Source organism: Halalkalicoccus tibetensis, assembly GCF_037996645.1.
Classification (GTDB): domain Archaea; phylum Halobacteriota; class Halobacteria; order Halobacteriales; family Halalkalicoccaceae; genus Halalkalicoccus; species Halalkalicoccus tibetensis.
This window is the reverse complement of record NZ_JBBMXV010000001.1, coordinates 647140-656991: the sequence shown is the minus strand read 5'-3', so window position 1 is coordinate 656991 and position 9852 is coordinate 647140. Positions and strand designations below refer to the sequence as shown.

The window sequence follows — 9852 nt, the reverse complement described above, 5'->3', positions numbered from 1 at the left end:
GGCGATCGTTGTAGTTACGACCGACAGTACACCTGTTTCACACCGTAGCAGACACGCGTCGTACTACGGAGGTGAACGATGGCAGATCAGGACATAGAACAAGCAGTCGCTCGCGCACTCGAGGACGCACCGCCGCGGAACTTCCGCGAGACGGTCGACCTCGCGATCAACCTGCGCGATCTCGATCTCAACGATCCGTCGAACCGTGTCGACGAGAGCGTCGTCCTTCCCAGCGGAACGGGACAGGACACGCGCATCGTCGTATTCGCCGAGGGCGAAACCGGCGTCCGGGCAGAGGAAGTCGCCGACGAGGTCTTCTCCAGTGATGACCTCGACGATCTGGGCGACGACCAGGACGCCGCGAAAGACCTCGCCGACGAAACAGACTTCTTCATCGCCGAAGCCTCGATGATGCCCACCATTGGCGCATCGCTGGGGCAGGTGCTCGGCCCCCGCGGGAAGATGCCGACGCCGCTCCAGCCCGACGAGGACGTCGTCGAGACCGTCAACCGGATGAAGAACACCGTCCAGGTCCGCAGCCGCGACCGACGAACGTTCCACGCGCTCGTCGGTACCGAGGAGATGTCCGCCGAGGAGATCGGCGACAACATCGACACGATCATGCGCCGGCTGTACGGCGACCTGGAGAAGGGCCCCCTGAACATCGACTCGGTCTACGTCAAGACCACGATGGGGCCCGCCGTGGAGGTGGCCTAGATGAGCACCGCAGAGTCCGAACGCAAGACCCAGAACCTCCCCGAGTGGAAACGGGAGGAGGTCGACGAGCTCGTCGAGATGCTCGAGTCGTACACGAGCGTCGGCGTCGTCAACATCGCCGGCATCCCGAGCCGCCAGCTCCAGGACATGCGCCGCGGCCTGTACGGCAGCGCGGAGCTGCGGGTCAGCCGCAACACGCTGCTCACCCGCGCGCTCGAGGACGTCGGCGAAGGTCGCGAGGAGCTCACCGAGCACGTCGCCGGCCAGGTCGGGGTCATCGGGACCAACGACAACCCCTTCGGGCTGTACAAACAGCTCGAGGAGTCGAAGACGCCCGCGCCGATCGGCGCCGGCGAGGTCGCCCCCAACGACATCGTGATTCCGGAGGGCGATACGGGGGTCGACCCCGGCCCGTTCGTCGGCGACCTCCAGCAGGTCGGTGCCGCCGCGCGGATCCAGGACGGCTCGATCCACGTCACCGAGGACTCGCAGGTCCTCTCGGAGGGCGAGGAGGTCTCCCAGGACCTCGCGAACGTCCTCTCGGAGCTCGGCATCGAGCCCAAGGAGGTCGGCCTCGACCTGCGCGCGGTCCACAGCGAGGGGATCCTCTTCGATCCCGAGGACCTCGCGATCGACGTCGACGAGTACCGTGCGGACATCGAGGCCGCCGCCGCCGGCGCGCGGAACCTCTCGATCAACGCCGTCTACCCGACGGCTCGGACCGCACCCGCGCTGCTCTCGAAGGCGACGGGCGAGGCGAAAAGCCTCGGCCTGTCCGCCGCGATCGAGAGCCCCGACCTCGCCGACGACCTCGTGAGCAAGGCCGACGCGCAGCTGCGCGCCCTTGCCGCACAGATCGACGACGAGGAGGCCCTTCCCGAGGAGCTTCGGGGCGTCGAGACGCCCGAGCCCGCGGCTGATGAGGCCGAGACGGATGCCGAGGAGGACGAACAGCCCGACGAAGACGAGGCCGACGCCGAAGACGAACCCGAGGACGACGACGATGACGACGACTCGGGCGGCGAAGGGCTCGGAGCGATGTTCGGATAACAACGAGGTAGTTACAATGGAATACGTTTACGCAGCACTCATCCTGAACGAAACCGGCGCAGAGATCAACGAAGACAACCTGACCGAGGTCCTCGAGGCCGCGGGCACCGACGTCGAGGAGTCGCGAGTGAAGGCGCTCGTCGCCGCACTCGAGGACGTCGACATCGAGGAGGCCGTCGAGCAGGCCGCCGCAGTCCCCGCAGCGGGCGGGGCCTCGGGCGGCGCGGCCGCCGCGGGCGATGCGGACGAGGAGGCCGACGAGGGCGGCGAGGACGAGGCCGAGGAGGCCGAAGCCGAAGAGGAGGACGACGACGAGGACGAGGGCGACGGCGGCGAAGGCCTCGGCCAGCTGTTCGGTTAGACGCCTCGACACCCAGTTTTCCCCTTTGTTTTTCCATCCGCCAGCGGCGGTGCCGTCCTGAGGTTCAAATACCGGCAGGGTCCCACCAGGTGCGATGGACCTCGGCGTCACCCTTTCGAGCGACCCCTCCTTCGCGCTGCAGGCGCTGGCCTTCGTGCTGGGCGGCGCCCTGCTGGGCACGCTGAGCGGGCTGACGCCGGGGCTGCACGCGAACAACTTCGCGCTGATCCTCGCGGGGATGGCACCACTGGTACCCGGCCCGCCGCTGTTGGTCGGCGCCGCGATGCTTTCGGCCGGCGTCGTCCACACCTTCCTGGACGTGGTGCCGGCGCTCGCACTGGGGGTTCCCGACGCGGACATGGCGGTGATGGCGCTTCCCGGCCACCGACTGGTGCTCGAAGGGAGGGGCTACGAGGCACTGCGGCTCTCGGCGATGGGCAGCGCGCTGGCCGTCGTCTTTGCCGTCCCGCTCGCGATCCCGATCACGCTGGTGATGGTCGAGGCCTGGCCGACGCTCGTCGAGCACATGGCGTTGGTGTTGGGCACCGTCGTGGCGATCATGCTGCTGACCGAGAACTCGCTGTCGGGGCTCGTCGGCGGACTGCTAGCCTTTTCGATCAGCGGCCTGCTGGGTGTCGCGGCGCTCGATCTCGACCCCGCGGCCCCGCTTCACGGCGACATCCTCGCGCCGCTGTTCGCCGGTCTGTTCGGCGCGCCGATCCTGGTCGACGCGATGGGCGGGGACGGCATCCCCGAGCAGACCGACGACACCATCACGATCCCCCGCCGGGCAGTGCTGTTGCCGGCGGCGGCCGGCGCGGTCGCGGGGGCGGTCGTGGGCTACCTGCCGGGCGTCTCAAGTGCGATCGCGGCCGTCATCGCGCTGCTGGCGCTGCCGGGATCGAGCGGGGATCGCGGGTTCGTGATCGCGACCAGCGGGGTCAACACCGCCAACACGATCTTCGCGCTGTTCGCGCTGGTGGCGCTCGGGGCGCCCCGAACGGGCGTGCTGGTGGCGGTCGAACGCGCGGAGGTCCCACTGAACCTCCCGGTGCTCCTCTCGGCCGTCGCCATCGCGGCCGCGATCGGGTTCGTCCTCGTGCTGGTCGTCGGCGACTGGTATCTGCGGGCCATCGGCACCGTCGACTACGCGAAGCTCTGTGTGGTCATCCTCTGTCTGCTCGTCGGGCTGTCGTACCTCTTCGCGGGCGCGGTCGGCGTCGTCGTCTTCCTCGTGAGCGCGCTCATCGGGTTCGTTCCGACCCGGTTCGGCGCGAACCGTGTCCATCTGATGGGGGTGTTGATCGTTCCTATTGGACTGTGGTACTACTGATCTACCCGTCCTCCGTGGCTGGCCGGATCTCCTACGATCAGCTCCGTGTTCCCAGCGCCTGAGAATCGCCGGAGGGGTTGTTCCGGTAGCATGGCCTATGCCTAACTGGAAGGTGACCACGATGGCTATCGCACAAGCGGAACGGCGGCTGTTCGGGCGCGAGATCGACCGGATCGAACGTATCGTCCTCGGGATCACCGGTCCGCTGCTGGTCCTCGCACACGTCGTGCTCGCACTGACCGTGATGGCGCTGCTGTACGCCCTCCTGCTCCCCCTGTAGCCGGGCCGGCGTCCGGTTTCGGTCGGCGTCGACGCCGAACGACAACGGTTAAAAGCGACGCGACGAAAGTGGGGTCCATGAGTCAGTCCCAACAGAAGCGAGCGCGGAAATGCGTCTCGTGCGGGATCAACATCTCGGGAACCAATGCCGCCCGGTTCGCGTGTCCCGAGTGTGGAACCCAGATCTACCGCTGTGCGAAATGTCGCAAGCAGAGCAACCTCTACGAGTGTCCCGACTGCGGCTTCACCGGACCATAACGATGGGAAAGGTCGCCGCCAAGCTCAAGGTCATGCCCCAGGACCCGGAGATCGACCTCGACGAGCTCCAGGACCGACTGGAAGGCTCGCTGCCCGAGGGCGCGAAGATCAACGGGTTCGAGCGCGACGACGTCGCCTTCGGCCTCGTGGCGCTGCTCCCGACCGTGATCGTCCCCGACGATGCAGGCGGGACGGAGGCCGTCGAGGAGCGCTTCTCGGAGGTCGAGGGCGTCGAGAGCGTCGAAGTCCAGAACGTCGGTCGCATCTAACGAAAGCCCTCGGAACGCACTGGCGTGCGTTCCTCACGGGACGCTTCGCGTCCCGTTCGCAAGCGAGATTGCGAAGCAATCTCGCCCTGCTCGCCCTTTTCATTTCCTAAGAAAGGCCGCTTTGCGGCCTTTCTGGGTCCAGAAAATCGCGCAGCGATTTTCGAGACCACCAGGACCGTTTGCGAGCGGTTGCGATCGCAACCGCTCGCTTAGGGAAACCAGCCTTTCCCCGTTCGCTCAGCGGGCGCCGGATCGGCGCCCGCTGAGCGAGGCCATCGTCAGTTTCGCCGTCCACAGCCGGTCGCTGACGCCACCGTTTATGCCGATGGCGTCGCAGAGATCAGGACGCGCACACGCCATGCTCGACTCCTCCGTTCTCGCCGTCTTCCTCGCCGCCTCGCTCGCGCTCGTCGTCTCGCCGGGGCCCGACTCGATCTACGTCCTCACGCGGAGCGTCGCCGCCGGCCACGCCACGGGTCTGGCCGCCGCCCTGGGGACGAGCACCGGCATCCTCGTCCACACGGCCGCGGCCGTCCTCGGCCTCTCGGTCCTGCTTCGGACCTCCGCGCTGGCGTTCGCCCTGCTGAAGTACGCGGGCGCGCTGTATCTGATCTACCTCGGCGTCCGGACACTCAGGCGGCGCGAGGCGTTCGAGCTCGGATCGACGACGACCGAGTACACGGCCGCGGGGACGTTCACCGGCGGGCTCACCGTCAACGTGCTCAACCCGCAGGTCGCGCTGTTCTTCCTCGCGTTCCTCCCCCAGTTCGTCGAGACGGGGACGGCCGCCTCGCTCCAGATGGGGCTGCTCGGCGCGCTCTACTCCCTGCTGACGATCGGCTACCTCGCGCTCGTCGCGGTCCTCGCGGGCGGGGCCGACGCCTGATCGAACGCCGGCCGGCGGTCGCGGACGCGGTCAGGTGGGTCTCGGGGTCGGTGCTCGTCGGCTTCGGGCTCCAGTTGCTGTTGAGCGAGCGGGCGCCGGTCTGAGTACCAGGAACGGGATCACTCGCCGGTCGAGCTTCGCCGGTCGTCGACCCAGCCCTTCAGGAACGGTCCGAAGAGGATCGCACAGATCACGGCCACGAGGATCGGCGAGAGCCACCGGCCGTACTCGAAGGGGTTGACGAAGATCGCCCAGTCGCCGTCCGAGAGCTGCAGGGAGCGATAGAGGTTCTCCTCGGCGATGTCCCCCAGAACGACCCCGAGGACGAACGCGATCACCGAGTAGTTGTACCGCACCATGTAGAAGCCGATCACGCCGAAGACGATGATCGTCACGATGTCGATGGGGTTGACCCGCAGGGCGTAGGTCCCCAGAAAGGAGAGCACGACGACCATCGGGATGATGTAGTTCGTGTCGATCTTCGTGAGGTAGCCCAGCCGGGTGACCATCGTGAGCCCGAACGCGAGGATGATCACGTTGCCCACGAGCAACGCGAGCAGCATCGTGTAGGTGAGCATGAGCTCGCCGTCGGCCTCGAACATGCTCGGGCCGGGCCGTAGTCCGTGCATGAGCAGCCCGCCGATCAACACCGCCGTCGAGGAACTGCCGGGGATCCCGAAGGAGATCGCGGGCACGAGCGATCCTGCCACCGTTCCGTTGTTCGAGGCCTCGCTGGCCATCACCCCCAACGGGTTGCCCGAGCCAAAGGAGTCGGGGTCGTCCGAGGACCGTACGGCCTCGGAGTAGGCGACGAAGTTAGACACCGTCGCGCCCGCACCGGGGATCGCGCCGACGCCCATTCCGATCAGGCCGGACTTGATCAGCATGACCGGGTGTCTGAGCGTCTCGATTGCCCCTTCCCTGACGTTGCCGCCGATCTCGACTGCGCCCTCCGCGATGCCGCCCTCCTGGCCGGCGAGCTTCATCATCTCCGCGATCGCGAAGAGCCCGATCAGCACGGCCACGAAGTCGATACCGTCGTACAGAAGCAGGCTCTCGGCGTAGCGCCGGTCGAGCGTCATCGGGGCCGCGCCGACTGTCGTGACGAGAAGCCCGGCCGCGCCCGCGAGCAGCCCCTTCGCGATCGAGCCGCGGGTGACGACGGTGATCATCGCGAGCCCGAGGATTGCGACGAGGAACCGTTCGGGCGTCCCCACCCGGAGCACCATCTCGATGAGGACCGGCGAGAAGAGGATCAGCGCCGTGATGGTGAAGAAGCCGGCGACCGCGGAGGCGGTCGCGGAGATCGACAACGCCGTCGCTGCCTTCCCCTGTTTGGACATCGGGTAGCCGTCGAACATCGTCGCCGCGGAGGACGATACCCCCGGCGTGTTGATGAGGACGGCGGCGATTGATCCGCCGTACATCGACCCGCTATAGACGCCGATCAGCAGGATGATCGCGTTCTCGGGGGTCATCGGGAGCGTCAGCGGGAGGATGATCGCCATCCCAAGCGGCGGTCCGAGCCCCGGAAGCGCGCCGACGAGGATCCCCACGAGGATCCCGGTGACGATCCAGAACAGCGTCTCCGCGGTCAGGAGGACGTCGATCGCGCCCAGCAGGGTCTCGACGCTCATGGGACCGGTAGCCTCCAGCCGGTGTACCAGCCGATCGCGATGTCACCCGAGATGAGCGCGTAGAACGCGTAGGCGGTGGCGAAGCTCAGAACGGTGAGCGCGCCGGCCCTCGGGAGCTCCATTCGCGCCCAGATCGCGTAGGCGGCGACGAAGATCGGCGTCGCGTACAGCATCCCGACGACGAAGGTCAACCCCATGTAGAGTACACAGAGCGCGCCGGTGACCGCAGGTCCCCGTGGGTCGTCGATGTCGTAGGTGTAGCCGCCGCTCGCACCCGTTTCGGCCGATTCGGCCGGTTCCGAGCCCTCGCCGTCCGCCCCCTCTGTCGCGTCCATCTCGTCCTCGCCGAGAACCTGCATCGGCTCGGCGACGAACGACCGGATCGGACCGGGCAGGTAGTTTCGGGCGAGGAGCAGCACCGAGAACACGACCGTCGCCCCGGCGAGCAGTCGCGGGAACGTCGCGGCGTCCGAGGCGAACTCGCTCGCCCCGACGTACATGTAGACCCCGACGCCGAGAAACAGCACGAGCAGGACGTGCTCCATCGTCGGTCGCTCGCCGAGCAGCTTGGTCGCCAGTCCCATCTTATGAGATCATAGGGTATCCGTCCTGGATGCGTGTTCGGCGCGAGTCGGATCGCTCCGGCCCGATCAACCCTGCTCTTCCTCGTCGGTCTCCTCGACCTGCTGGCGGAACTCCTCGAAGTCGACGTTCTCCTCGAGCTCCTCGACGGTGCCCTCGAGGGCCTCTTGAGCGTCCTCGATGCCGCCGAACTCGAGGACGTTGCCCGTCTCCTCGGCCCATTCCTGCGCCTCGTCGCTGGAGGCGGCCTCCTCGACCGCGTCGGCGATCTCCTGGCGGACGTCCTCATCGGTGTCCGGCGGGGCGACCTGGGTCTGGCGGAACTCGGTGATGTACGCCAGGCTGTCCCCGTAGTTCGTGATCTCGTCGATGTCGGGGAAGGTGGGGAGGTCGATGTCCATCAGGTTGACGATCGCGCTGACGTTGCCCGACTCGACGGCATCGCCCGCCGAGGTGTTGGTCGCGATCCCCGCGGGGACCTCGTCGGAGATGACCGCCTCGTTGACGGGGCCGCCGCCGTCGTAGGGCACGATGTTGCCCCACTCGAGGTCGTACTCGTCGCGCAGCAGCAGCGAGATCATGTGACTGTCGCTGCCGACGCCCTGGTAGGCGAAGTTGTCGATTTCACCATCCGCGTAGGCGTCCTGTAGCTCCGCGAAGTCGTTGATGTCGTGGTTGTCGTTGACGATGATCGTATACCCGAACACCCCCGAGTAGCTGATCGGTTCGAAGTCGGCGGGCTCCCAGGCCTCGACTTCCTCGACGCGCCAGGTGAACTCCCAGCCGGGCGTGTTGACCGTCCCGAACGTGTGTCCGTCGTTCTCCTGCTCGTAGAGCCATTCGCTACCCACGAGGCTGCCGGCGCCGGGCCGGTTGTCGATCTCGATCGACTCCCCGAGGGGCTCCTCCATGAGCGGCGCGAGCTGGCGGGCGTAGGTGTCGGTTCCGCCGCCCTCCGACCAAGGGATCATCCAAGTGAGCGATTCACTCGGGAAGTCGTCATCTCCGTTGCCGTTGTCGCCGGCACAGCCCGCTAACCCCACCAATGCCCCCGTAGAGACGGCCCCCGTCCCTCGGAGAAATGTTCGACGTTGCATTATGTTCGATAGACGTCGACATCCATACTTAAGGATTGTGTATTTTTCGCACGGGGCCGCCATCCGAACTTGAATTCTCCGAATAATATAGCGATTAAAAATATCGAGCGTCGATATCCACCCGTTCGTTTACTTCCGAGCCGCCTCGATCGCCTGTTCAAGATCCGCGATCTGGTCCTCGACGCTCTCGAGGCCGACGCTCACCCGGATCAGACTGTCGGTCAACCCGGCTGCGATCCGTTCCTCCTTCGGGATCGCGGCGTGGGTCATCGGCGCGGGCTGTTCGATCAAACTCTCGACGCCACCGAGGCTCTCCGCGAGCGTGAAGACCTCCGTCTCGGTCACCAGGGTGCTCGCCTGTTCGAGCGAGCCGTCGAGCTCGAAGCTGAGCATCCCGCCGAAGTCGTCCATCTGTTCGGCGGCGACCTCGTGGCCCGGGTGCGATTCGAGCCCGGGGTAGAACACCCGGTCGATGGCATCCTGGTCGTCGAGCCACGTTGCGATCTGCCGGGCGTTCTCGCAGTGACGATCCATCCTCACGGGGAGGGTCTTCGTGCCCCGGAGCACCAGAAAGCAGTCGAAGGGGCCGGGCGTCGCGCCCACGGAGTTCTGATAGAAGCCGATCCGTTCGTCGAGCTCCGCGTCGTCGGTGACGAGCGCGCCGGCGACCACGTCCGAGTGCCCGCCGAGATACTTCGTCAGCGAGTGACAGACGATGTCCGCACCGAGCTCGAGCGGGCGCTGGAGATACGGCGTGGCGAAGGTGTTGTCGATCGCACACAGCGCGTCGTTCGCCGCCGCGATCTCGCTTGCGCCCGCGATGTCGACGACGCTCATCAGGGGGTTGGTCGGCGTCTCGAGCCAGAGCAGTTCGGTGTTCTCCCGGAACGCGGCCTCGATCTCCGAGAGGTCGGTCATGTCGACGAACGTGAACTCGACGTCGTACTCCTCGTAGACCTGCGTGAAGATGCGGTGGGTGCCGCCGTAGACGTCCTCGCCGGTGACGACGTGATCGCCAGACTCGAGCAGGTTCATCACGGTGTTGATCGCGCCCATCCCCGAGGAGAAGGCGCGGCCGAACTCCCCGCCCTCGAGCGAGGCGAGGTTCGCCTCCAGGTCGGTGCGGGTGGGATTCCCGGTGCGGGAGTACTCGTAGCCCCGGTGGTCGCCGGGCCCGTCCTGGACGTACGTGGAGTTGGCGTGGATCGGCGTCATCAGCGCGCCGGTTTCTTCATCAGGGTCCTGTCCGGCGTGGATCGCCCGGGTCTCGATTCGCTTCGCGGTAGGTTCGTTGGAGTCGCCCATACTCCCCCTCGAACGGCGGGGCCGATTACTCTTGTCGTCAGCTGGCCGAAACTCCTATGAGTAGTACAGAAACAACAC

At 66.6% G+C, this 9852-nt stretch carries 12 protein-coding genes; 8 read left to right on the top strand and 4 right to left on the bottom strand.

Features of this window, described 5'->3' with window-relative positions; all coding sequences use genetic code 11:
- Positions 1 to 78 precede the first annotated feature (78 nt).
- The 8 genes from WOA58_RS03650 to WOA58_RS03615 all read left to right on the top strand — a co-directional run bounded on the left by WOA58_RS03650 (position 79) and on the right by WOA58_RS03615 (position 5153).
- Complete coding sequence (locus tag WOA58_RS03650) at positions 79 to 717, top strand: 50S ribosomal protein L1 (protein ID WP_340602800.1); 639 nt, start codon at positions 79 to 81, stop codon at positions 715 to 717.
- The gene (locus tag WOA58_RS03645) at positions 718 to 1767 is read left to right on the top strand and encodes a 50S ribosomal protein L10 (protein ID WP_340602798.1); all 1050 of its coding nucleotides are present in this window, start codon (positions 718 to 720) and stop codon (positions 1765 to 1767) included.
- Between the two features lie 16 nt (positions 1768 to 1783).
- The gene (gene rpl12p, locus WOA58_RS03640; protein WP_340602796.1) at positions 1784 to 2128 is read left to right on the top strand and encodes a 50S ribosomal protein P1; all 345 of its coding nucleotides are present in this window, start codon (positions 1784 to 1786) and stop codon (positions 2126 to 2128) included.
- Between the two features lie 94 nt (positions 2129 to 2222).
- Positions 2223 to 3461, top strand: a complete 1239-nt coding sequence (locus WOA58_RS03635) for a tripartite tricarboxylate transporter permease (protein ID WP_340602794.1) — start codon at positions 2223 to 2225, stop codon at positions 3459 to 3461.
- Between the two features lie 121 nt (positions 3462 to 3582).
- Positions 3583 to 3741 (top strand): hypothetical protein, encoded by a 159-nt coding sequence (locus tag WOA58_RS03630; RefSeq protein WP_340602793.1) that lies wholly within the window; start codon positions 3583 to 3585, stop codon positions 3739 to 3741.
- 77 nt (positions 3742 to 3818) lie between these two features.
- Entirely contained in the window at positions 3819 to 3998 is a 180-nt protein-coding gene (locus WOA58_RS03625) for an HVO_2753 family zinc finger protein (protein WP_340602792.1), read from the top strand.
- A gap of 2 nt (positions 3999 to 4000) precedes the next feature.
- Positions 4001 to 4267 carry an elongation factor 1-beta gene (locus tag WOA58_RS03620; protein ID WP_340602791.1) on the top strand — a complete coding sequence of 89 codons (267 nt, stop codon included), beginning with the start codon at positions 4001 to 4003 and terminating at the stop codon, positions 4265 to 4267.
- A 358-nt stretch (positions 4268 to 4625) separates the two neighbouring features.
- Entirely contained in the window at positions 4626 to 5153 is a 528-nt protein-coding gene (locus WOA58_RS03615) for a LysE family translocator (RefSeq protein WP_340602789.1), read from the top strand.
- A 119-nt stretch (positions 5154 to 5272) separates the two neighbouring features.
- On the opposite strand, the gene WOA58_RS03610 is transcribed toward WOA58_RS03615, so the two are convergent.
- The 4 genes from WOA58_RS03610 to WOA58_RS03595 form a co-directional block, all read right to left on the bottom strand.
- Entirely contained in the window at positions 5273 to 6790 is a 1518-nt protein-coding gene (locus WOA58_RS03610) for a tripartite tricarboxylate transporter permease (RefSeq protein WP_340602788.1), read from the bottom strand.
- Positions 6787 to 7374 carry a tripartite tricarboxylate transporter TctB family protein gene (locus WOA58_RS03605; protein WP_340602787.1) on the bottom strand — a complete coding sequence of 196 codons (588 nt, stop codon included), beginning with the start codon at positions 7372 to 7374 and terminating at the stop codon, positions 6787 to 6789. The genes WOA58_RS03610 and WOA58_RS03605 overlap by 4 nt, the downstream gene beginning before the upstream one ends.
- Positions 7375 to 7440: 66 nt before the next feature.
- Entirely contained in the window at positions 7441 to 8469 is a 1029-nt protein-coding gene (locus WOA58_RS03600; RefSeq protein ID WP_340602786.1) for a Bug family tripartite tricarboxylate transporter substrate binding protein, read from the bottom strand.
- A gap of 129 nt (positions 8470 to 8598) precedes the next feature.
- Positions 8599 to 9774, bottom strand: a complete 1176-nt coding sequence (locus tag WOA58_RS03595; protein ID WP_340602785.1) for a cystathionine gamma-synthase — start codon at positions 9772 to 9774, stop codon at positions 8599 to 8601.
- Positions 9775 to 9852 lie beyond the last annotated feature (78 nt).

Coding starts and splice junctions, on each gene's coding strand:
- WOA58_RS03595 (WP_340602785.1), bottom strand. CDS start 9,774: ATGGGCGACTCCAACGAACCTACCGCGAAGCGAATCGAGACCCGGGCG.
- rpl12p (WP_340602796.1), top strand. CDS start 1,784: ATGGAATACGTTTACGCAGCACTCATCCTGAACGAAACCGGCGCAGAG.
- WOA58_RS03630 (WP_340602793.1), top strand. CDS start 3,583: ATGGCTATCGCACAAGCGGAACGGCGGCTGTTCGGGCGCGAGATCGAC.
- WOA58_RS03650 (WP_340602800.1), top strand. CDS start 79: ATGGCAGATCAGGACATAGAACAAGCAGTCGCTCGCGCACTCGAGGAC.
- WOA58_RS03610 (WP_340602788.1), bottom strand. CDS start 6,790: ATGAGCGTCGAGACCCTGCTGGGCGCGATCGACGTCCTCCTGACCGCG.
- WOA58_RS03600 (WP_340602786.1), bottom strand. CDS start 8,469: ATGCAACGTCGAACATTTCTCCGAGGGACGGGGGCCGTCTCTACGGGG.
- WOA58_RS03620 (WP_340602791.1), top strand. CDS start 4,001: ATGGGAAAGGTCGCCGCCAAGCTCAAGGTCATGCCCCAGGACCCGGAG.
- WOA58_RS03615 (WP_340602789.1), top strand. CDS start 4,626: ATGCTCGACTCCTCCGTTCTCGCCGTCTTCCTCGCCGCCTCGCTCGCG.
- WOA58_RS03605 (WP_340602787.1), bottom strand. CDS start 7,374: ATGGGACTGGCGACCAAGCTGCTCGGCGAGCGACCGACGATGGAGCAC.
- WOA58_RS03635 (WP_340602794.1), top strand. CDS start 2,223: ATGGACCTCGGCGTCACCCTTTCGAGCGACCCCTCCTTCGCGCTGCAG.
- WOA58_RS03645 (WP_340602798.1), top strand. CDS start 718: ATGAGCACCGCAGAGTCCGAACGCAAGACCCAGAACCTCCCCGAGTGG.
- WOA58_RS03625 (WP_340602792.1), top strand. CDS start 3,819: ATGAGTCAGTCCCAACAGAAGCGAGCGCGGAAATGCGTCTCGTGCGGG.